The organism is Actinobacillus genomosp. 2 (assembly GCF_029773605.1).
In the GTDB taxonomy this organism is placed as follows: domain Bacteria; phylum Pseudomonadota; class Gammaproteobacteria; order Enterobacterales; family Pasteurellaceae; genus Actinobacillus.
In genome coordinates, this window is the sequence record NZ_CP103807.1 from 1,101,576 (window position 1) to 1,125,657 (window position 24,082).

Sequence of the window (24,082 nt, forward strand, 5' to 3'; positions counted from 1 at the left end):
AACCGCTTGTTTTTATTTAGCTCTTTTATTCAACCAGATCCAACATTTCCTGAGCATTGGCAAGTACTGTATCAGTAATCTTACTTCCCCCCAATAATCTTGCTAGGGCTTGTACTCGCTCAGATTGAGTTAACAACGACATTTGAGTTTCAGTTTGATTATTTTCTACATATTTTTGCACATTAAAATGATGATTGCCGTAACTTGCTACCTGCGGTAAGTGTGTCACACAAAGTACCTGACATTTCTTACCTAATTGACGTAACAGCTTACCCACAGTTGTTGCTGTCGGACCGCTAATCCCTACATCCACCTCATCGAAAATAATTGTCGGTGTGGATAATTTATTTGCCGTCAACACCTGTACCGCTAATGAAATACGTGATAACTCACCACCGGAAGCAATTTTAGCTAACGGCTGCGCTTGTTGCCCTAAATTACTCCGTAGATTAAATTCAACAAAGTCCGCCCCATTAATCGATAACTTTTTAACGTCGTGTTGTACATCAATAAAAAACTCACCGTTTTCCATTGAAAGATGTTTAATTTGTGTCGTCACTTGTTCGGCTAATTTTTTACTTGCCTCAAGCCGTTTCAAATAAATTTGTTCCGCTAACTGAATAGATTGTTGATAAGCGGCTTGTTCCTCTGCCATTAACTGTTCTTCATTACCGGCAAAATCCACCAACTTTTGTAATTCATCTTGGAGTAGCGAATGATGTTGCCATAAATTTTCCGGCAATACATGATGTTTACGAGCTAATTGAATCGTTTTACTGATCCGTATATCTAATTCATTTAATAAATCAGGATCTTGCTCAATTTTTCCGGCTAAACCGCCCACTTCAGAACTGGCCTCCTGCACTTGGATAAGAGCCTCATTCAGCATATTTAATGCTGATTGATAACTCGCATCCATCTCGACAAGATCTTCCAAATGACGAATCGTTTTATATAACATTGAATCGATATTTAAGTCATTTTCGCTAAGTAAATCAGTAACTTCTTGGGATAATACAGTCAGAGCTTCCGAATTGGATAAACGACTATGCGTTTCTTCCATTTCCTCAAATTCACCTTGCTTAATGGCAAATTCATCCAATTCGTCCACTTGATATTGTAATAGCTGTTTACGAGCCTCATTCTCTTGGCACTGTTGGCGAAAATTTTTAACTTGCTGATGTAATTTCTTCCAACGATGGTATTGGCTACTCATTTCATTCAACAAGCTATGGATACCTGCATAGTTATCCAATACCTCCAACTGATACTCACTTTTCAGTAACAGCTGTGGTGCGTGCTGGCCGTTCAAATGAATCAGATATTGACCTAACTCTCGCAGTTGAGAAATAGGAATCGGACGATTATTCACAAATGCTTTAGAACGTCCCTCTTGGTTAATCATACGACGTAAAATACATTCATAAGGATTATCTTCATCTAATAATTCGTGTTGCTGTAACCATAAATAAGCCGGACTACTCGGTTGCATAGTAAAGGTTGCAGTAATATCCGCTTTATCCGCCCCATTGCGAATCATACTACTTTCGGAGCGATAACCTAAACAAAGGCTTAATGCATCAATTGCGATTGATTTACCAGCACCGGTTTCCCCAGTAATCACGGACATTCCTTCATTTAGATCTAATGTTAAGTGACGCACAATCGCAAAATTATTAACTGTTAATTGAGTGAGCATAAAACACCTGTAAAAATATATCCTGTATAGATATATACTAAAACTGTTTTTTTAAACAGTAAAGCATTTTTACAAGATTTTTGCTAAATCCAACCGCTTACCCATAAAAAAATCCTCGCTGATTTTCATCAACGAGGATTTTCAAACTAATTAATCTTACTATTAGATAAAGACTTGTTCGCCAATACGATAGCCTTGCGGAGCTTGTTCTTTATCTTCAAAGGTTACAAATTCCCAAGCATTTTCATTAGCAAGGATCGCACGTAATAATTTGTTATTTAAACCATGTCCTGATTTATATGCGCTGAAATCACCAAGGATATTATAGCCGCACATAAATAAGTCGCCGATTGAGTCTAACATTTTATGCTTCACTAATTCATCTTTATAGCGTAAGCCTTCTTCATTCAGAATACGATATTCATCTAATACAATCGCATTATCAAGGCTACCGCCTAATGCTAAACCGATTGATTGAAGATATTCGACATCTCTCATAAAAGTAAATGTTCTTGCACGACTAATTTTGTGAATAAAGTTTTCAGCAGATAATTCCATTTTGAAATTACGCACATCTTTGCTGATCATCGGATGGCTAAAATCAATTGTGAAATCTAATTTTAAACCTTTGCTATAAGGTTTCATTTCCGCCCATTTATCACCCTCTTCTACACGTACCGTTTCTTTAATACGAATGAATTTTTTCGGTGAGTCTTGCTCTTCGATACCAGCATCTAATAATAAATAGATGAATGGGCTTGCACTACCGTCCATAATTGGAATCTCTAGTGCATCCACTTCAACGATTAAGTTATCTAAACCTAATGAAGCCATTGCGGCATTTAAGTGTTCAACCGTTGAAATACGCACACCGTCATCATTAATCATACACGTACAAAGTTGCGTATCACGAATAGATTCCGCACTTGCCGGAAAATAGACTGCCGGTTCTAAATCTGTTCGAGCATAAATAATGCCGGTATTTGCCGGTGCGGGACGTAACGTTAACGTTACTTTTTTACCGCTGTGCAGACCAATACCCGTAACTTTCGTCGCCTGTTTTAGCGTTCTTTGTTTAATCATTATTCTGTCCTTATCCCATTATCTGGGCAGTCATTATTGACCGTTTCTCATAAAGCCCGGAATTGAGTTAGGTGACCATACTTGAGCTGAATCCACTTGCTGAGGTTTTGGTTCAACATGTTGTGGTTGGCCAAACTGCTGTGTCGGCTGAGCATAACCGCCTTGCTGTTGTACAAATCCATGCTGTTGAGGTTGCTGTACTTGCGGTTGATAGCCTTGTTGAACTGGTTGTTGTACTTGTGGAGGAACAACCGCTGCTCTTGGTAAAGTTAATTCTTCCGCTTGACCAATACCAGTTGCCACTAAAGTTACACGTAATTTACCTTCCATTTCCGGATAAACGGAAGTACCAAACACGATAGTTGCATCCGGAGCAGCAAAACTATGGATATAATCCATAATCACATCTACTTCATTTAATTCGATATCTAAGCCTGAAGAAATACTAACTAAAATACCTTTTGCACCAGATAAATCAACATCTTCTAATAATGGACTTGCTACTGCGTCGTGTGCTGCGTGTTCCGCACGATCTTCGCCTTCTGCAATACCGGTACCCATCATTGCACGCCCCATTTCTGACATTACAGTTTTCACGTCGGCAAAGTCTACGTTAATCAGGCCCGGAGAAGTAATCATATCAGTAATACCTAAAACCGCATTACGTAAAATATCGTTTGCCGCTTTAAAAGCGTCCATCATTTTAGTATTTTTAGGTAATACTTTTAATAATTTATCGTTAGGGATGATAATTAATGAATCTACGTGCTTAGATAACTCTTGGATACCTTGCTCTGCGTAGTTCATACGTTTGTTACCTTCAAAACGGAACGGTTTGGTAACAATCGCAACTGTTAATGAACCTTGAGATTTTGCAATATCAGCAATCACTGGTGCGGCACCTGTACCTGTACCGCCTCCCATACCTGCAGAGATAAACACCATATCTGCACCTGCAAGCATATTAGATAATGCTTCACGGTCTTCTTCCGCTGCTTGACGACCTACATTCGGGTTAGCGCCGGCACCTAAACCTTTAGTGATATTCGCACCGATTTGAATCGTTTGGCGTACTGCACTTGTACGTAATACTTGTGCATCCGTATTTACTGAGAAAAATTCAACACCACCAACACCTTCATTTAAGCTACCATCAACCATATGGTTAAGTGCGTTACCGCCACCGCCACCAACGCCGACTACTTTAATTACCGCATCTTGCGTTGTTTCATAAATAGGTTCAAACATTTTTTATCTCCCTTGTGCCAACTTTCTTGTTAACACCATTAAAAACTCGATTTTGCCCAATTAACAGCTTTCTTCACACCTCTACCTAAAACGTCGAGAAGCGTATCCACTTTATCGACAATTTCGCCATTACTTTTCTCATCTAAATTGTAATGACTGTATTGTAAAAGACCTAGTACTGTTGCATATTGTGGTTTATTTACGTAATCCGTTAATCCTGTAATGTTTAACGGATATCCGACTCTCACTTGAGAACCGAAAATATTTCTCGCACATTCTACAATATCTTCGATTTGCGAACCACCACCCGTAAGCACAAAACCTGCAATTAATTCCTGTTTTATGCCTTTTTGCAGTAATTCGTGACGTAATTGTACCAATTCATTTTCTACCACTCTTAATAAATCACTATAACATTGTGAAGTAATCGTAGAAACTTGTGATTTTGTAAAGATTCTCGGTACACGACCACCTAATCCTGCCACTTCAATTTTTTTATCAGCATTATGTGTCGGAGGATTAATTGCACTCCCATAATTAATTTTAATGCTTTCAGCTTCATTACGAGAAGTCGTGAAGACTTGTGCGATATAATCCGTGACGTTATTACCGGCAAACGGAATCACTTTACTGAAACGTAACGCACCATCGGTATAAACCAATACGTCCATCGTTCCGCCACCGATATCAATCAAGCAAACGCCAAGTTCTTTTTCATCTTCGGTTAATACCGAATAACTTGAGGCAAGTCCCGAAAATACAACTTTATCTACTTTTAATTTCGCACGCTCTACTGCATTCTTGAGGTTACGTAACCAATCTTGATGGCAAGCAATAAGATGTGCTTGTGCTTGTAAACGCATACCGGCTAATCCTACCGGATTTTTTGTCGCAGGTAGTCTATCGACTTTATATTCTTGCGGAATAATATGTAACGTTTCTAGACCGTCTGGTAATTTAATCGAACGTGCGATATGGATAGCAGCATCAATATCTTCATTCGTCACAGTCCCGGATAAAGACACAGTCCCACTTTCATTTAAGGCGGTAATATGTTGACCTGAAATCGCTAACGTTACACCGATAATTTGACAATCGGATACTGATTCGGCTTGCTCAATCGCTCGTTGAATGGAATTTACCGCAGCGTCTAAATCAATGACACCACCGCGATCAACGCCTTTAGCCGGAGAACTGCCCGACCCCATAACGTTAATTACCCCATCAGGTAATACTTCGCCAACTACAGCGACAACTTTAGAAGTGCCGATATCTAAACCGACAATAATTTTGGATTCTGCTATTTTTGTCATATCGTTATATTATGTTTGCAAAAATTTATTTAGGTAGAGGATTAAAGCCAACGGCGGCACCATGTTCATAACGCAGATCAACATAAGCCAATCGTTGCCCATCCGGAATGTTAATTTCAGGGAAAATCGTCACAAAGCGGTCAATTTTAGGCGTCCATTCACCACGCCCTAATCTAAGCTCAACCTGATTGGATAAGGTAATTGTCCATGATCCTCTATTATCGACCGAAACAGATGCCAAGTCTAAATTACGTGATTTTAAGTCTGTTCTAATCTTACTCCACGCATCTAATACTGCCTTTCCTTCTGTATCCGGTCCATACAATACCGGCAAACCCGATTTATCCATCCGTTCAGGCGGCAAACTAAAAACTACCCCACGATCAGATAGGAAGTTTACATCATTCCAAACCGCCACCGGATTATGTTCTATCAACGTGATACTTAAACGATCCGGATAAAGTTTACGCACTACCACATCTTTCACCCAAGAAATTGCTAATAATCTTGCTTTAATTTCCTGAATATCTTGCCCAAAATATCCTTTTAGAACAGGCTTTTGCGATAAAGTTTCCCGAATATCCGAATTTGTTGTAAAACGCGTTTTATGTGTCAGTGCATAAGCACGAATCGGTGTTCGATCCAATCCATCTAACCAGTTATACCAATTGCTGTACACAATAAACGCAAAGATTACGCATAATAGCACAATCAAGGGTTTAATTAATACTAGCCGATTAAACGGATTTAACGATGATTTTGCTTTTAAGGGTTTAAAACGGACGGACGAAGCCGTTTTTTTCCGTAGAATTGCAACCATTAAGCACTTAACTCCAATACACGTTCAACTAATTTTTCAAATGGGATTCCAACCGTTGCCGCCGATTTCGGAAAAATACTGTGGCTCGTCATACCCGGACAAGTATTCACTTCAACTAAGTTAAATTGACCATTTGCATCTTCCATCACATCAATTCGGCTCCAGCCACGACATCCAACTACGTCATATGCAGCTTTAACTAATTTGGCTACCTCTGCTTGGCGTTCATCATTTAATGCTGGCACGAGATATTGAGTATTATCCGAAATATATTTGGCATGATAATCATAAAACTCACCTTCCGGAATCACCTGTACCGCCGGTAATACTTGACCGTCCAGCACCGGTACGGAATATTCGTTACCAGCAAGAAACGCTTCAACTAATACGATAGAATCGAACTTTAACGCTTCTTCCACTGCCGGTAATAATTGCTCAACTGTTTTTACTTTAGTTACGCCGACACTTGAACCTTCGCTTGATGGTTTCACAAAGACCGGCAAACCTAATTTTGCAATAATTTGTTCGGAATCGACCGCTTCACCACGGCGAACAACCACCATTTCAGCGGTTGGTAAGCCAACAGCTTGCCACATTAATTTGGTACGGAATTTATCTAAGGTTACTGCCGATGCCATTACGCCACAACCGGTATAGGGAATGCCCATTTGCTCTAATGCACCTTGTAATACACCGTTTTCGCCGATACCACCGTGTAAAATATTGAATACACGTTGGATTCCCTTTTCTTTTAATTTTTCAATCGGAAAATCTTTGGTATCAATACCTTCCACATTATAACCAAGCGATTTTAACGCCTCAGTTACTGCTGCACCTGAATTTAGCGAAACTTCACGTTCTTGGGAAACACCACCAAATAACACCGCAATTTTTTCGTCTTTAATACTCATCTTTTATCCTTTCTAATTTTGGACACGAAATATCGAGTCCATACTGACCGCTTGTAAATGTACAAGCGGTCATTTTTGCAAAATTTTCTAAAAATCTTACCGCTTATTACGCTTTCCAACTTTCCGCTAAACCACGTGAAATACGGCTTACGCTGCCTGCACCTTGTGCGAGAATTAAATCGCCGTCTTGGATAATTTGATCTAATACTTCGCCAAGCTGATCAGTATCTGAAACTAAAATCGGATCGACTTTACCCAAATTGCGGATTGAACGGCATAACGCTTTACTGTCCGCCCCAACAATCGGTGCTTCGCCTGCTGCATACACCTCGAGCATAATTAACGCATCAACTTGTGATAACACTTGTACAAAATCGTCGAATAAATCACGCGTACGTGAATAACGGTGCGGTTGGAAAATCATTACCACACGTTTATTTTCCCAACCAGAACGGGCCGCTTTAATCGTTACATCCACCTCGGTTGGGTGGTGACCGTAATCATCGACTAACATCACTTTACCGTTCGGGCGAATAAATGAACCCAATTGGTCAAAACGGCGACCTGCACCTTGGAAATCGGCAAGTGCAGCTAAAATCGCTTCGTTGGCAATCCCTTCTTCTTTCGCTACCGCAAGTGCTGCCGTTGCATTCAGTGCATTGTGTTTACCCGGTACATTCAGCAATACCTCAATACGTTCGCCGTTCGGACAAACTACCGTATAATGACCTTGGAAACCGGTTTGCTGGTAATCTTCGATACGATAATCCGCTTTTTCGCTAAAGCCGTAGGTCATGACTTGACGACCAACTTGCGGTGCGATTTCCATTACCGTTTCATCGTCAGCACACATAACTGCTAAACCATAGAACGGTAAGTTACGTAAGAATTTGACGTAAGTCGCTTTCATCTGTTCAAAATCACCGCCGTAAGTATCCATATGATCCGGCTCGATATTGGTTACTACTGAAACCATCGGTTGTAAGTGTAAGAATGACGCATCACTTTCATCTGCTTCCGCAATTAAGTAACGGCTCGCACCTAAATGTGCATTTTTCCCTGCCGATTTAACTAAACCGCCGTTAACAAAGGTCGGGTCCAATTGTGCTTCGGTATAGATCATCGAAATCATTGCAGTAGTGGTGGTTTTACCGTGTGTACCGGCAACCGCAATACCGTGACGGAAACGCATAATTTCCGCTAACATTTGCGCCCGCTGAATCACTGGGATTCGTGCTTCTTTTGCCGCTTGGACTTCTGGATTACTGTCATCAATTGCACTGGAAGCAACCACTACACTTGCTCCACTTACATTTTCCGCTTGATGACCGATAAATACTTTAGCACCGGCTTCAGCTAAACGCTTAGTTACTGGACCTTCAGCAATATCCGAACCAGAGATTTGATAACCTTCATTTAATAATACTTCTGCAATACCACTCATTCCTGCACCGCCAATCCCGATAAAATGGATTTGGTTTACACGACGCATTTCCGGTACTAATTTTTTAATTTTATCTTGGAAATTTTTCATTGTTGTTTTCCTAATCTGTACAACCAAATATTTTTGTTGGTTGCGTTTAAAACTATTTCGCTTGTTCGATAATTACTTCTGCAACTCGTTGTGCAGCGGTAGGTGTTGCTTTTGCTCTCGCTTTAACTGCCATTTCGGTTAACTTTTGGCGATCCGCAATTAACGGCTGTAATGCACTTAATAAATTTTCTACCGTAAAATCTTGTTGTTCGATAATAATTGCCGCACCATCATCTGCCAAATAAGTTGCATTCAAATATTGTTGGCGATCTTTATGCTGATAAGGCACAAAAATTGCTGGTAAACCTGCTGCGGCAATTTCACAGACAGTTAAAGCCCCTGAACGACAAATCACTAAATCCGCCCAGTTATAGGCTTGTGCCATATCGTCAATAAATTCGGCGGCAATACCGTTACCAGTCGCTTGATAAATTTCTTCCACCCCACTAAGGTTGCCTTTCCCTACTTGGTGACTAATAAACACATTTTGACCAAGTTGTTTTGCTACTTTAGGGACAGTCTGATTAATCACCCTTGCCCCTTGGCTTCCACCCATCACTAAAATATTGATTGGATAACCACGTTCGGCAAAACGCACTTCTGGTGCTTCCAGCTGAGCAAGATCTTCACGTACAGGATTTCCCACCACCTCCGCATTCGGGAATGCAGTCGGGAACGCTTGCAACACACGGCGAGCAATTTTGGATAACCATACGTTAGTCAAACCGGCGACTGCATTTTGCTCGTGCAAAATAACCGGTACGCCACATAATTTCGCTGCAATACCACCCGGCCCGGACACATAGCCTCCCATACCAAGAACTGCATCAGGTTGGTAATTTTTAATAATTTTACGTGCCTGCATCACCGCTTTAAAAATTGCAAACGGTGCTTTAAGTAATGCCCCAATGCCTTTTCCCTTCAGTCCGGAAATCTGAATAAATTCAATCGGAATACCGTGCTTAGGTACAAGGTCGGCTTCCATTCGATCCTGAGTCCCTAACCAACGAATCTCCCAACCTTGTTTTTGAAGCTCTCGGGCAACTGCGATCGCAGGGAATACATGTCCCCCTGTACCACCTGCCATAACAAGAAGTTTTTTAGCCATGTTGATCTCTTTTACAAAAATTTGAGCGGAATCGACCGCTTGTTAGATTTTTTAGACAAATTGTTGTTATTGTACAGGAAATTGGCAATTTACGGAAAAAGAAAGCGGTCAGTTTTTGCAAATTTTTTGCAAAAACTGACCGCTGCTTTATTTTAACTCTCTTTAATATGTGCATGCCCAATTAGTTCAAGCCGGTTTTCATAATCTATACGAACCAACACAGCTATCGCCACCGACATAATCACTAAACTTGAACCACCGTAACTTACTAGAGGGAATGTCAAACCTTTTGTCGGAAGTAACCCTGATGCGACACCTAAGTTCACAAAACCTTGAATAAAAATCCAAATTGCGATACCGAAAGCAAAGAAACCTCTAAATCTCGCTTCCAGTTTTAATGCTTCTTGGCTTATCTTTATGGCTCTAAATGATAATAACACTAAGAGGAATACCACAAATACAATTCCGATAAAACCAAATTCTTCACCAACTACCGCCATAACGAAGTCAGTGTGTGCTTCCGGTAAATATTCTAATTTTTGTACTGAGTTTCCTAAACCTTGTCCCCAAAATTCGCCTTGGCCAAATGCCATTTGCGAATTGGAAAGCTGGAAACCGTCACCATAAGCATCAGCAAACGGATCCATAAAAGAGGTAACACGTTTTAAACGATATTCCGAAGTAACCACTAAGAATACAAATAGTAGAACCCCTGTCACACCTAAGAACAAGAACTGCATTACTTTTGCACCCATAATAAATAACATTGCAAAAGTCAGCATAAATAATACGAACGTACTACCTAAATCCGGCTGTAGCAGTAATAGAAAACCGAAAATACTGAGAATGACCATTGGACGAATAAAACTTAATTGTCTAGTCCGCATTTCATCGTATTTACGTACGTAAAAACTAGAGAAATAACAAATAATCGCCAATTTAGCTAATTCTGCCGGCTGGAAGTTAATCGGCCCTAACGGAATCCAACGTACCGCTCCATTAATACTGCGACCAAAAATCAGTACAAGTACCAAAAATACTAATGATACCAAGAAAAATAGCACATTTCGCTTTTCCCAGTTTTCCGTTGGAATCTGGACTACGACTGCAAAAGCAAATAATGACGCAGCTAAATACAATCCATCACGGATCGCAAAATAAAACGGATCATCATTTAAACGGGTACTTACTGGAATTGATGCCGAAGTTACCATCACAAAACCAATCACCAATAAACCGAAAAATAACCAGATCAATGAACGATCATAAAGCGAGTTAGTCGGTGTGATACGTGTCCATTTATCCCATTCGGTTTTTAATTTTTCTAACATATTAAGCGGTTACTTCCTGAGCTAATTTGACAAAAATATGTCCACGTTCTTCAAAGTTCTTAAATTGATCAAGACTTGCACAAGCTGGTGACAATAGCACCATATCGCCCTGTTTCAGCTGTGGGCGAATTTGCTCAATCGCTTGTTGCATCGTTTCCACCAACACGCTTTGATTTGATAATGCGGCTAATTGTGATCCGTCCTGACCGAAGCAATAACAAACGATATTCGATTTATTAATCAATGGTTTTAACTCAGAAAAATCTGCTGCTTTACCATCACCACCTAATAACAAATACAGCGTTCCCACCACTTGTAAACCATTCAATGCTGCTACTGTACTGCCGACATTAGTGGCTTTCGAGTCGTTTACCCAACGTACGCCATCATTGGTTTTGACTGCTTGGAAACGGTGTTCTAAACCACCGTACACTTGCAATGCTTTTACAATCCCTTCACGAGGAATACCTGCCGCTTCAGCTAATGCCATCGCCGCTAACGCATTCATTTCATTATGGCGACCTGAAATCAACATTTCTTTAGTAGGGATAATAGCATCATTACCTGAATATAAAATGCCGTTACGCATTGTGTACTCAGCGTTATGTTCTGCAAAACGAATCAATTTTTTAACCGCTTGTGTTTCAAGCGGATAAGTCAGTCTATCTTCGCCGTTTACAATCACATTCTCAGCATTATCATAAATACGCAATTTGGCTAAACGATATTCTTCCACCGAATTATTGTAACGATCCATATGATCTTCGCTGATGTTTAAAATGGTTGCCGCTATCGCTTTTAATGATGAGGTCGTTTCTAATTGGAAGCTGGATAATTCCAACACAAACAACTCATATTCTTCATTCAATAGACTTAATACCGGCACTCCGATATTACCACCCATACCGACTTTAATACCGGCCTGTTTCGCCATTTCAGTCACTAATGTCGTGACTGTACTTTTGCCATTAGCACCAGTAATCGCAATAATCGGTGCTTTCGCTTCACGCACAAATAATTCAATATCGCCAACCACTTCTACACCGGCATTAATCGCTTGTTGAATTTCTGGTGTAGCTAAAGCAAGTCCCGGGCTAATCACAATTAAATCGGACGCTAACAACCATTCGCTATTTAAACCGCCGGTATGCAACGGTACATCTACCGGAAGCTGATCGGCACCTGCCGGTTTCTCACGGGTATCAATTACTTGTACTTTTGCTTGCTTATCCGCAAAAAATTCGACACAAGATAAGCCTGTTTTGCCTAAGCCGATAACCGTAACGACTTTATCTTTATATTGGTTTTGCATAATTGAATCTCTTTATAATAGGTAAAAATTTGGATAAATCAGACCGCTTGCAAGCGAAAAAGGTGGGATAAGCCCACCTATGATTAACGAAGTTTTAATGTGACTAAGCCAACTAATACAAGCATTAAGGTAATGATCCAGAAACGCACGATAACACGAGGCTCCGGCCAACCTTTTAATTCAAAGTGATGATGAATCGGCGCCATACGGAAAATACGTTTTTGGCGAAGTTTGTATGAGCCGACCTGTAAGATAACCGAAAGTGCTTCCACTACAAATACACCGCCCATAATCACGAGCAATAATTCTTGTCGAACCAATACTGCAATCGTACCTAACGCACCGCCTAATGAAAGCGAGCCGACATCCCCCATAAAAACTTGTGCCGGATAAGTATTGAACCATAAGAAGCCTAACCCCGCACCGACGATTGCAGTACATAGAATCACTAATTCACCGGCATTTGGTACAAACGGAATATGTAAATATTGCGCAAAATTAACGTTACCGGTTGCCCATGCGATTAATGCAAATGCTGCAGCTACCATAATGGTTGGTACAATCGCTAAACCGTCTAAACCGTCCGTGAGGTTTACCGCATTTGAGGTACCAACAATCACAAAGTAAGACAGAATAATAAAGAAAATACCAAGCTGTGGCATAAAGTCTTTAAAGAACGGTACGACTAATTGAGTTGCTGCCGTATCTTTACCAACTGCATAAATACCGAATACCGCAATTAATGCAATCACAGATAGCCAAAAATATTTCCAACGAGCAATTAAACCATCGGTATTTTTGCGTTTGATTTTCCAGTAATCATCAACAAAACCGACCGCACCGTAGCCGAATAATACGAATAGCACAAACCAAACATAGCTGTTACGTAAATCTGCCCAAAGTAAGGTACTCACCCCAATAGCGATTAAAATCATAATACCGCCCATGGTCGGCGTACCACGTTTTTTGAAATGGCTTTCCGGACCGTCATTACGCACTTCTTGACCAAATTTTAAGAGTTGTAAGCGACGAATCACTTCAGGGCCAATCCATAAACCGATACCCATTGCGGTAAGCAATGCCATAATTGCACGGAAAGTAATATAAGATACAACGTTAAATGCTGTATTGTATTGAACTAAATACTCAGCAAGCCAAACTAACATAGCAAAACCCTTGTTAAATCATTATAAGTAAGCAATCGCCTACCATTTTATCTACACTAAATAACATCACGAACGATTGTTCAATATTGCTATTTACCTAAAAATTAAAAAGAAACACCTAAAGAAACGCATAAAGCAGAAATCAATGTTTCCATTTTTTGGCTACGAGAACCTTTTGCTAACAACACTAGCGGTTGTTTTTCTGCAATCTTTTGCGAAATAATCGGCAATAAGAAATCGTGCATAGCTTGTTTATCGGTAAAGTGATGTGCGGTTTCTCCACTAATTACTGCACTTTGCTTACCAAAACTCACTACTAAATCTAAATTTGCTTCACGGACGAAATCCGCTACTTGTTGATGACAAGCCACACTTTCATCACCGAGTTCTGCCATATCGCCAACTGCAAAAATACGGAACGCCGGATAATTTTTTAATACCGCCACCGCTGATTTCATCGAATCGACATTGGCGTTATAGGTATCATCAATCAATAAACAATGCGGATTAACTTCAACCGGATACAAGCGGCCTTTAACTTGCGAGCGTTGCTCCAATCCGGCTTTGACCGCATTTAAATCCGCACCGACCGCCATCGCGAGCGAAGTTGCTGCTAAAGCATTGCTGACATTATGTGCGCCTAAATAAGGTAAATTAATTTCGATTTCGCCTTGCGGAGAATGTAGCGTGAAATGAGAACCGGATAAACCTAACTCCACATTTTCCGCCCAAAAATCCGCATACGAATCTTGATCCGAACCGGTATAGCTGAATGATTGCAGCTCATTCTCACCAATTTCTTTTTGCCATTGTGGGTAATAGAACGCTTGATTGACAATCGCTTTCCCACCGGCTTTTAAGCCTCGATAAATTTCACCTTTTGCTTGTGCCACACCTGCAAGTGAGCCGAAACCTTCTAAATGTGCTGCAGCAACGTTATTTACTAAACAAGCGTCCGGTTGAGTAATTGCCGTGGTATAGGCGATTTCACCGATATGGTTTGCCCCAAGCTCCACCACCGCAAATTTATGTTGCGGCGTTAAACGTAATAAGGTCATCGGCACACCGAGGTCATTATTTAAATTGCCAAAGGTATAAAGCACTTCATCTTCACAAGCGGTCATTTTTTGCAAAATTTTTGCCGTCATTTCCTTCACGGTGGTTTTGCCTGAAGAACCGGTCATCGCCACTGTTTTCGGGTTAAGTTTCGCTTTTAACCATTTTGCTAACTCGCCTAACGCAAGGCGCGTATCTTTCACGACAATTTGCGGTACGGAAATTTCACATTCATGCTCAACCACTACCGCCACACAGCCTTGTTCTACCGCATTCGCTAAGTAATGGTGTGCATCAAAATTCTCGCCTTTTAATGCAAAAAACAGCCCATTTTCAACCGTTTGTCGGGTGTCGGTGCTGGTGGTTTCCACCGCTACATTGCCATCTCCAATCAACTGTGCATTAAGAATGTCGGCAATTTCATTTGTTGTTAGTTTTATCATTTTCTTCTTTCAAAAATATTTGCTGTAAACCTCGTACTATATGTACGAGGTTACTGATTGTGCGGTTGCTCTGCAACCTAATCACTCGTCGCAGAGCGATGATACTATGCGTAACCTAGCATATTTATGCTAGGTATTTAGCTGCGGTTTCCTGATCCGAAAAATGATGCTTAGTCGCCCCGATAATCTGGTAATCCTCATGCCCTTTACCTGCAATTAAAATTACATCTTTTTCATTCGCTTGTTCAATCGCAGTTTTAATCGCTTGCTCGCGATCGTGGATCACTTGTACTTTCTCTACTTGAACAAAACCTCTGAGAATATCCGCCATAATCTTAGTATTATCTTCAGTTCTCGGATTGTCATCAGTCGCAATCACTTTATCCGCTAATTTTTCTGCAATCGCCGCCATCATCGGGCGTTTGCCTGCATCACGATCACCACCGCAACCGAAAATACAATAAAGCTCGCCTTCGGTATGCAATCGTGCCGCTTGCAATGCTTTTTCTAACGCATCCGGCGTATGGGCATAATCGACTAACACAAGCGGTCTATTTTGCGGATTTTTTTGCGAAACGATACATTCCATACGTCCTGCAACCCCTTGCAGCAGCGGTGCAGTTTCAATTAATTTTTGCAAATCATGACCAAGCACCAATAAGCTGGCTAATGCAGTAAGTAAATTATTGACGTTAAATGCACCGATTAAACGGCTATTCAACTCACCATTACCCCAGCTTGATTCAAACTCAATTTTTACACCTTGTAAGCTAAAGCTCACATTGGTCGCTTTAACAAATTTATGCTCGCCACTAAAGTGAGCATCGGTACTGACGGCAACCGCATTCGGCAATTTTGCTAACCATTCACGCCCCACTTCATCATCTGCGTTTAATACTTGTGCTTTGGTATCTAATTCGCTAAACAAACGAAATTTTGCTTGTGCATATTCTTCCATTGTCTTGTGGTAATCGAGATGATCACGACTTAAATTGGTAAATACCGCTAAATCATAACTCAACGCTTCCGCACGATATTGTGCTAAACCGTGTGAAGACACTTCCATTGCACAAAAATCAGCACCCATTTCCACAAAGCTGGCTAAATTACGCTGCACTTCAATCGCCGAACCGGTGGTATTTGCCGCTTCTTGTACTTTGCCGTATAAACCGTTACCGATCGTCCCCATTACCGCAGATTTTCCGCCTAACAAGTTGTGCCATTGGGCAAGTAATTGGGCGCTTGTGGTCTTTCCATTCGTTCCAGTCACCCCGACTAACGTCAGTTTTTCGGACGGATTAGCATAAAACGCACCGGCAATTTCCGATAAGATACGAGCCAAATTCGGTACTGAAATCACCTTACAAGCGGTACGTTCTAAGTTATATTTTGCAAATTTCGCATCTAACTCAATTTCAGTTTGCCCTTCATCCGCTTCCGCTAAGACTAAAGCCGCACCTTGTTCAATCGCTTTTTGGATAAATTGGCGACCATCAACTTGATGCCCTTTTAATGCCACAAACAGATCGCCTTCACCCACTTGGCGAGAATCTAACGTCATTTGCTTAAGCGGTTTTAACTCTTCCACCCAAGCATCTAGTTCGGTAAGAAAGGGAAGTAAACGTTTCATATTGTTACCTAATTTATTCTGTTTTAATTTACTTTTCGTTCCGACTTAATTTCACGTACGGCACTTTCCGTATCAGTAAGATTATCCGGTTTGATATTTCGTGCTTTCAAGGTGTAACCCATAATGCTTGAGAAGAGCGGTGCTGAAACCGAACCACCATAATAAGCACCGGCTTTCGGTTCATTAATTAACACCACTAACGCAAAGCGAGGATCGCTTGCCGGTGCCACACCTGCAGTATAGGCAATATATTTTTCTACGTACTGACCTTTTTCAAGTTTACGTGCCGTACCGGTTTTGACCGCCACACGATAGCCGTCAACGGCTGCTTTCTGACCACCCTCGCCTTTTTGAGCAACACTTTCCATCATATGTACCACATCTCGCGTAATTTTTTCAGGCAATACACGCTCACCGATAACCGGTGGGTCAACTTTAGTAATTGAAAGCGGTCGATAAATACCAAAACTTCCCAAAGTGGCATAAGCACGAGCAAGCTGTAATGGTGTAACGTTTAAACCGTAACCGTATGCCATGGTTGCACGCTCAATATCAGACCAACGCTTACGATCACCGTTCGTCCCTTTTTGTTCGCCTAAACCTAAACCGGTATCTTTACCAAAGCCGACTTTGCTATACGTATCGACCAATGCGGTAGACGGCATACGTAAAGCTAAACGGCTTACCCCGATATTACTTGATTTTTGCAAGATACCCGTTAGAGATAAGCTCTCACGCGGTGCAACATCCTTAATCGTATGCCCGTTTACGATAAACGGACGTGTATTAATCACTTCATCACGATAAGTCGCACCATTTTGTAATGCAGTTAACACGACCAACGGTTTAACTGTTGAACCCGGTTCAAAAGTATCGGTAATCGCTCGGTTACGCATTAATTCAGGCCTAAAACTATTACGTTTATTCGGGTTAAACGAAGGTGCATTTGCCATCGCTAAAATTTCACCGGTTTGCACATCAACTAATACTGCCGTACCTGATTCAGCATTATTGGCAATCACTGCTTCTTTAATCTTTTTATACACTTCGGATTGCAATTCTTCATCAATACTCAACATAACGTCTTGCGGATCGTATTGTTTTTCATCACGAATATTTTCAATCACATTACCACGAGCATCTTTACGAATCACTTGGCGACCGTTTTTACCAATCAATAAAGCATCGAAGCTACGTTCTAAACCTTCTGTACCGTGTACATCATCCACATCGGTAAAACCGATTAATTGTGACGCTTCTTCCGCTAGCGGATAAAAACGGCGAGATTCCGCTCTTAATACCATTCCGTCAATTTTAAGATCATAGGCATAATTGGCGATTTGTTCCGATTCGTGACGAGCAAGATAAATAAAACGTTGGCGAGCCGCTTTGTATAAACGAGCCATTAAATCATTATATTTTTCACCGGTAATTTTAGATAACGCTTCTAATTTAGAACGCTCAAATTGTGCTGCACTGATCTCTTGGGTTAGGAAAGCAGAACTTGGATTATTACGGATTAATTGAATTAGTGTATTATAATCCAGTCCGGTAGATTGAGCCAAAAGCGTCCAGTAATCTTCACTTTTGATATTGAGAATAGAACGAGGATCAAAAGCCACTTTTTCTTTTGATTTATTCTTTTTTTCAATAAAATCATTAATATTTTTTTCAATTTTACTCTTAGAAGCCCCCATTTCCATCGCTAACATTTTCCAACGTTCAGGAGAACGTCTTAAAAGACTATCAAAATATTCTCTTGGGTCTAAGGTAAGCGAATACATCGGAACACTAATAGATAAGAAACGTCCGTCACGATCTAAAATACGACCACGAGTAAAAGGTAATTCTTTAGTACGTAGTGAACGATTATTTGCTTCATTAATTAAACGTTCTGAATCATATAATTGAATATGTGCGGCTTTACCAAGTAGTGCGACAGCCATCAACACCATTAATACCACAACAACACCAAAACGAACCGGTAAATAACTCGGCTCATTCTTGACATTTGTTGCTTTCTTGATTTCCGGGGTAGGCTCTTCTGCTACGACTTTCCGCTTTAATTTTACTGATCTTGCCATATTCTATTTAACTAAAATAACTTCTTGTTCTTTTTTAATCGGTTGTAGCCCAAAACTAGAAGCTGCCGCTTCTACACGAGATTTTTGACTCTTTGCATTTTCTTCTAACTGTAAATTGATATAGTTACTTTCTAATTTTCTTTGTGCTTGAATCAATTTACCTTGTTCAGCGGTCAACAAACGAGTTTGATGAGTAATCCAAATCGTACCGATTGCAGTCGCGACAACGGCTATAATAAGAAATAAAGCCACTTTATTATGTCCGGTTAAATCATCTAAAATAATTTGGTGAAGCGGATAACGTTCATTACTTGCCATTCGTAAATTCCCTAGCGTTTTTCTGCAATACGTAAAACAGCACTACGTGATCGAGGATTAGCTTCAATTTCCGCCTCACTCGGCATAATTGCCTTACCGATAGTTTTTAGCGGAATATTTTTATTTAGCTCCGATTCCAAAATAGGTAAGCCTTTCGGCACATCCATACCTTTACTATTTTTCTTCATAAATTGTTTAACCATTCGATCTTCTAACGAATGGAAACTAATAATTGATAAACGACCTTCCGGTGCCAATACGCTTAAGGCTGATTGTAACGCTTTCTCTAACTCGTCTAACTCGCTGTTAATAAAGATACGGATTGCTTGGAACGAACGAGTTGCCGGATGTTTGTGCTTATCTTTGAATGGTACTGCACCAGCAATAATCTGTGCTAACTGAAGCGTACGAGAGATTTTATCCGTTGCAGATTTATTATAAGAAACAACCGCTTGTGCAATACGTTTCGCAAAACGTTCTTCACCAAAAGTTTTTAGTACCCAAGCCAAATCGTCCACTGACACTTGTGCTAGCCATTCTGTGGCAGATAGCCCCTTAGTCGTATCCATACGCATATCAAGCGGCCCGTCACGCATAAAGCTAAAACCACGTTCCGCATCATCAAGCTGCGGCGAAGATACGCCAAGATCAAGCAAAATACCGTCAATTTTACCGGTTAAACCTAATTGTTCGCACACTTCGGGAATCGTAGAAAAAGTAGTATGCACAATTTGGAAGCGAGCATCGTTGATCGTATTCGCTTCAGCAATTGCACGAGGGTCGCGGTCTGTGGCAATTAAGCGACCTTGTTCGGAAAGTTTTGAGAGAATGAGTCGAGAATGACCGCCTCGTCCAAAAGTACCGTCAATATAAATACCGTTCGGCTTAATTGCTAAGCCCTCAACGGCTTCATGTAGCAATACGGTAATGTGCTTATGGACTGTGTCATTCATTATGATTTAACTCACTTATTATCTTATAAAGAAAGGTTTTTTAAGGCTTCACAATTCAGCATTTCCGCTGAACTGCCCAAGGCAAGGTCTTCTGCAATTTGTGATTGCCACTGTTTTTCTTGCCAAATTTCAAATTTATTTAATTGCCCGACCAACATAATTTGTTGCTCAAGCTGTGCATGCTGTCGCAATGTAGAACTCAATAAAATCCGTCCTGAAGCGTCCATTTCACATTCCGTTGCAAATCCTTGCATCACTCGCTGAATACGGCGTTGCATCGGTTCAAAATTGGAAAGTGCAAGTAATTTTTGCTCTACGGTTTCCCATTCGTGTAATGGGTAAAGCAATAAACAAGGTTGGCGAATATCTACGGTACAAACCAAAATGCCCTCGTGTTTTTCACGTAATTCCGCACGATAGCGAGTAGGAATAGCCATTCGCCCTTTACTATCAATGCTGATTGAACTTGCACCACGAAACATTATTGACAACCTAGCTAAAATGGAATTTATCTGTTTAAAAGATTACTCAATTTTGGGAAAGTTCATTGTATTTCCACAAAACACCACTTTTTCCCACTTAAGAGATGAAATTTTATAGATTAGTTGCTCATGGAGCAAGCTGTTTTACGATTTTGTTAGATAAAGAAAGGGACAAAAAAATAAGCGGTCTATTTTTGCATATTTTTTACAAAAATAGCCGCTTAACTTAATTCTTAATCCAAAGTGTTAGATTAAAATTCCTGCTAAAGATAGGCCGACTAAACAGGCTACAATTACCCCGATTAAACCTGGCACCATAAAGCTGTGATTAAAATAGTATTTACCGATTTTTGTCGTACCAGTCATATCGAAACTTACTGTTGCAATATCTGATGGATAGTTAGGAATAAAGAAGTATGCATAAGTTGCCGGCATTAAACCAATTAATAAATCTGCAGGTAAACCAATCGCAATACCCACCGGTAATAACATTTTCGCAGTAACCGCTTGGCTATTTACTACTACAGACACCGCAAATAAAGCGAATGCAAAGGTCCAAGGCTGTGCTTTAACCATTTCGGTAATACCTGCCTTAAATGAAGGCATTGCATAATTGAAGTAAGTATCACTCATCCACGCAATACCAAAGATTGCAATAGTTGCTACCATACCCGATTTAAATACCACTGTATTCGGGACTTTTTTCACATCAGTTTTAGCTAATACTAAAATTAAACCGCCAAACGCTAACATAATCATTTGAATGATTTTATCCATTGGAGCAACTTTACCTGAAGCAGCAAGTGTTGGTTTTAGTGATGGGAACATTGCAATCACAACAATCGTTACAATCGCAAGTAAGAATAGATAAACAGCATTTTTAGCTGATTGCGGCAATTGTTCATTTAAAGTTGTACTGCTGGTTTCTTCAATACGTTTACGGAATTCAGGGTCTTGTAAACGACGTTGATATTCTGGATCGTCTTTCAACTCTTTACCACGGCGTAAACTATAAAGTGCCATAGCAATTACACCAAGGAAAGTCGCTGGAATTGTTACAGCTAGAATTTGTAATAAAGTAATATGTTCTGAACCCGGTACATTAACTAATTCAGTCAAATAATATGCAACAACTGCAGAAACTGGGCTACCGGTTAAACCTAATTGCGATGCCACAGAAGCTGTTGCCATCGGACGTTCCGGACGGATCTCATTTTTTACCGCAATATCGGCAATAATTGGCATAATTGAATACACAGAGTGGCCTGTACCAAGCATTAAGGTCATAGTATAAGTTACGATAGGGCCAAGAATTGTGATACGTTTAGGATTCGCACGTAAGATTTTTTCCGCAACTTGTAACATAAATTTTAAACCGCCAGCAGCTTCAAGCACAGAAGCACAAGCCACAACAGCAAGGATAACTAACATTACGCTGATAGGCGGCTCAGATAACGGCATTTGTAAAATAAAGACTTCAATGAATAAGCCAATACCCGAAACGACACCTAAGCCCACACCACCGAAGCGACTACCTACATATAAAAATGCAAGTAATAGCAAAAATTCTGCATAAAGCATATAAACTCCAAAATTAAAAATAAATAATCATTGTTGATAAGTGTACTTGAGCCGGTATTATGATTCCTTGCACTTGATCAAAAATAGCTTAACACTTTAGTGTTATTTTTTAAAAGATAAAATAATTTAATGATGAGCAGGACAAGTATTGAAAAACCATTAATGATTTACGCTTTATGCGTTACTATATCCGTTACCTAGAAAGAAAATTCCTTTGGAGGAATTATGATTGAAGTTTATTTACTCCTTATTCCGTTATGCTTTTTGATTATCTTCAGCATTTCATTTGCTCGTAAAGGTTTTCTCAAAGCAGTTTTATCTGGTTTAGCACTTTCACTGATTTGGCCAATTTCACTTCCATTACTCATTGTAAAACGGTTATTCAGACGTTCCCATTAAAGGACAAGCGGTTCAAGTTCCTCTCTTTTTTGCAAAAGAATCTTGAAAACAGACCGCTTGTTCTCTCCTTAATCTTCATCAATTTTTATTTTCTTTATAAAAACAACTTGCATCAAAATGAATAAAAATGCAAAATAAAAGCATAATTAATCAAGTTGAGTTTTTTATCATTTAATTAACAACTTGATGGCAAACGTTTGCTTTGCTAGAATTGTGTGCCTACTTCTACAAGAAAGGTTAATGGCGACTCTCAAGTACCAACCCCATAAATTTTTAGGAGTAAAAATGTTAAACCCTACCCTTTTTATACCTTTAACAGGTATAACTCATAAGATAGCTATCGCCTTTGCTATCGCAACGCAATTCTTTTTAAAGTATTCTCGCCTTGCAATTCCATATTTCCTTTATCCACGATCCCGAATAAGTCCTTTCACTTATACAAGCGGTCAAATTTTTAAAACTTTTTACTTATAGCAGACACAGGAGCAATATCATGGCATTTAATCTTAAAAATAGACACTTACTCAGCCTGGTAAATCATACCGAACGTGAAATCAAATTTTTATTAGACTTAGCTCGAGATCTCAAACGTGCGAAATATGCAGGAACAGAACAACCACAATTAAAAGGCAAAAATATTGCATTAATCTTTGAAAAAACTTCAACCCGTACCCGTTGTGCATTTGAAGTAGCGGCTTATGACCAAGGCGCACACGTGACTTATATCGACCCGACTTCATCACAAATCGGTCATAAAGAGTCAATGAAAGATACCGCTCGCGTGTTGGGCAGAATGTACGATGCGATTCAATACCGTGGTTTTAAACAATCGGTGGTACAAGAATTAGCCGACTACGCTGGCGTGCCGGTATTCAACGGTTTAACCGATGAATTTCACCCAACTCAAATGTTAGCCGATGTACTCACCATGATTGAAAACTGTGAAAAACCGTTAAGCCAAATCAGCTATGTTTATATCGGTGATGCACGTAATAATATGGGGAACTCCTTATTATTAATCGGTGCAAAATTAGGGATGGATGTGCGTATCTGTGCACCGAAAGCATTGTTACCGGAAGACAGCTTAGTTGAAATGTGCCAAAAATTCGCAGCGGAAAGCGGTGCAAGAATTACCGTGACGGAAGACATTGATACCGCAGTAAAAGGCGTAGATTTCGTCCATACTGACGTTTGGGTATCTATGGGCGAACCGCTTGAAGCTTGGGGTGAACGTATTGATATGTTAATGCCGTATCAAGTTACACCGGAATTAATGCAACGTACCGGCAATCCGAAAGTAAAATTTATGCACTGCTTACCGGCATTCCATAACAGCGAAACCAAAGTCGGTAAACAAATCGCTGAAAAATATCCGGCTCTAGCAAATGGTATCGAAGTGACCGAAGATGTTTTTGAATCTCCTGCAAACGTGGCTTTTGAACAAGCGGAAAACCGTATGCACACCATCAAAGCGGTCATGGTAGCGAGCTTAGCGTAATAAAGCCCTTCTTTAGTAAAGAGCGGTTGGAGAGATTTGACAAGCAGTTATTTTTTCCCAAATTTTACCTATTTTCCAATCTTTAAATCTCCTCCTTGCCTCCTCTTTACGAA

The 24,082-nt window shown here is 40.2% G+C and carries 19 protein-coding genes; 1 reads left to right on the plus strand and 18 read right to left on the minus strand.

What is annotated here, in order from left to right:
* Positions 1-25 precede the first annotated feature (25 nt).
* From recN to NYR60_RS05510, 18 genes are all read right to left on the minus strand, one after another.
* A complete protein-coding gene (recN, locus tag NYR60_RS05425; protein ID WP_279465969.1) occupies positions 26-1,699 on the minus strand; it encodes a DNA repair protein RecN in 1,674 nt (557 codons plus the stop codon).
* Between the two features lie 162 nt (positions 1,700-1,861).
* Positions 1,862-2,782, minus strand: a complete 921-nt coding sequence (lpxC, locus tag NYR60_RS05430) for a UDP-3-O-acyl-N-acetylglucosamine deacetylase (RefSeq protein WP_279465970.1) — start codon at positions 2,780-2,782, stop codon at positions 1,862-1,864.
* A 33-nt stretch (positions 2,783-2,815) separates the two neighbouring features.
* Positions 2,816-4,030, minus strand: coding sequence for a cell division protein FtsZ (gene ftsZ, locus NYR60_RS05435; protein WP_279465971.1), 1,215 nt, complete (start codon positions 4,028-4,030; stop codon positions 2,816-2,818).
* 38 nt (positions 4,031-4,068) lie between these two features.
* Positions 4,069-5,343, minus strand: a complete 1,275-nt coding sequence (gene ftsA, locus NYR60_RS05440; RefSeq protein ID WP_279465972.1) for a cell division protein FtsA — start codon at positions 5,341-5,343, stop codon at positions 4,069-4,071.
* Between the two features lie 25 nt (positions 5,344-5,368).
* The gene (locus tag NYR60_RS05445) at positions 5,369-6,022 is read right to left on the minus strand and encodes a cell division protein FtsQ/DivIB (RefSeq protein ID WP_431831753.1); all 654 of its coding nucleotides are present in this window, start codon (positions 6,020-6,022) and stop codon (positions 5,369-5,371) included.
* A gap of 140 nt (positions 6,023-6,162) precedes the next feature.
* Complete coding sequence (locus NYR60_RS05450; protein WP_279465975.1) at positions 6,163-7,074, minus strand: D-alanine--D-alanine ligase; 912 nt, start codon at positions 7,072-7,074, stop codon at positions 6,163-6,165.
* Between the two features lie 106 nt (positions 7,075-7,180).
* The gene (gene murC, locus NYR60_RS05455) at positions 7,181-8,608 is read right to left on the minus strand and encodes a UDP-N-acetylmuramate--L-alanine ligase (protein ID WP_279465976.1); all 1,428 of its coding nucleotides are present in this window, start codon (positions 8,606-8,608) and stop codon (positions 7,181-7,183) included.
* A 52-nt stretch (positions 8,609-8,660) separates the two neighbouring features.
* Complete coding sequence (gene murG, locus NYR60_RS05460) at positions 8,661-9,716, minus strand: undecaprenyldiphospho-muramoylpentapeptide beta-N-acetylglucosaminyltransferase (protein WP_279465977.1); 1,056 nt, start codon at positions 9,714-9,716, stop codon at positions 8,661-8,663.
* A 152-nt stretch (positions 9,717-9,868) separates the two neighbouring features.
* Entirely contained in the window at positions 9,869-11,047 is a 1,179-nt protein-coding gene (gene ftsW, locus NYR60_RS05465) for a putative lipid II flippase FtsW (protein WP_279465978.1), read from the minus strand.
* A 1-nt stretch (position 11,048) separates the two neighbouring features.
* On the minus strand, positions 11,049-12,359 hold the full coding sequence (gene murD, locus NYR60_RS05470) for a UDP-N-acetylmuramoyl-L-alanine--D-glutamate ligase (RefSeq protein WP_279465980.1): 1,311 nt from the start codon (positions 12,357-12,359) through the stop codon (positions 11,049-11,051).
* Positions 12,360-12,442: 83 nt separating this feature from the next.
* Positions 12,443-13,525, minus strand: coding sequence for a phospho-N-acetylmuramoyl-pentapeptide-transferase (mraY, locus tag NYR60_RS05475; protein ID WP_279465981.1), 1,083 nt, complete (start codon positions 13,523-13,525; stop codon positions 12,443-12,445).
* A 104-nt stretch (positions 13,526-13,629) separates the two neighbouring features.
* On the minus strand, positions 13,630-15,024 hold the full coding sequence (gene murF / locus NYR60_RS05480) for a UDP-N-acetylmuramoyl-tripeptide--D-alanyl-D-alanine ligase (protein ID WP_279465982.1): 1,395 nt from the start codon (positions 15,022-15,024) through the stop codon (positions 13,630-13,632).
* 124 nt (positions 15,025-15,148) lie between these two features.
* Positions 15,149-16,654, minus strand: a complete 1,506-nt coding sequence (gene murE / locus NYR60_RS05485) for a UDP-N-acetylmuramoyl-L-alanyl-D-glutamate--2,6-diaminopimelate ligase (protein WP_279465983.1) — start codon at positions 16,652-16,654, stop codon at positions 15,149-15,151.
* A 23-nt stretch (positions 16,655-16,677) separates the two neighbouring features.
* A complete protein-coding gene (locus NYR60_RS05490) occupies positions 16,678-18,738 on the minus strand; it encodes a penicillin-binding transpeptidase domain-containing protein (protein WP_279465984.1) in 2,061 nt (686 codons plus the stop codon).
* 3 nt (positions 18,739-18,741) lie between these two features.
* Positions 18,742-19,056, minus strand: coding sequence for a cell division protein FtsL (ftsL, locus tag NYR60_RS05495; protein ID WP_279465985.1), 315 nt, complete (start codon positions 19,054-19,056; stop codon positions 18,742-18,744).
* An 11-nt stretch (positions 19,057-19,067) separates the two neighbouring features.
* Positions 19,068-20,009: a 16S rRNA (cytosine(1402)-N(4))-methyltransferase RsmH gene (rsmH, locus tag NYR60_RS05500; RefSeq protein WP_279465986.1), complete on the minus strand. Its 942-nt coding sequence runs from the start codon at positions 20,007-20,009 to the stop codon at positions 19,068-19,070.
* Between the two features lie 23 nt (positions 20,010-20,032).
* Positions 20,033-20,491, minus strand: coding sequence for a division/cell wall cluster transcriptional repressor MraZ (gene mraZ, locus NYR60_RS05505; RefSeq protein WP_279465987.1), 459 nt, complete (start codon positions 20,489-20,491; stop codon positions 20,033-20,035).
* Between the two features lie 246 nt (positions 20,492-20,737).
* Entirely contained in the window at positions 20,738-22,072 is a 1,335-nt protein-coding gene (locus NYR60_RS05510; protein ID WP_279465988.1) for an anaerobic C4-dicarboxylate transporter, read from the minus strand.
* Between the two features lie 892 nt (positions 22,073-22,964).
* Here NYR60_RS05510 and NYR60_RS05515 point away from each other — a divergent pair.
* Positions 22,965-23,969, plus strand: coding sequence for an ornithine carbamoyltransferase (locus NYR60_RS05515; protein WP_279465990.1), 1,005 nt, complete (start codon positions 22,965-22,967; stop codon positions 23,967-23,969).
* The last annotated feature ends 113 nt before the right edge of the window (positions 23,970-24,082 follow it).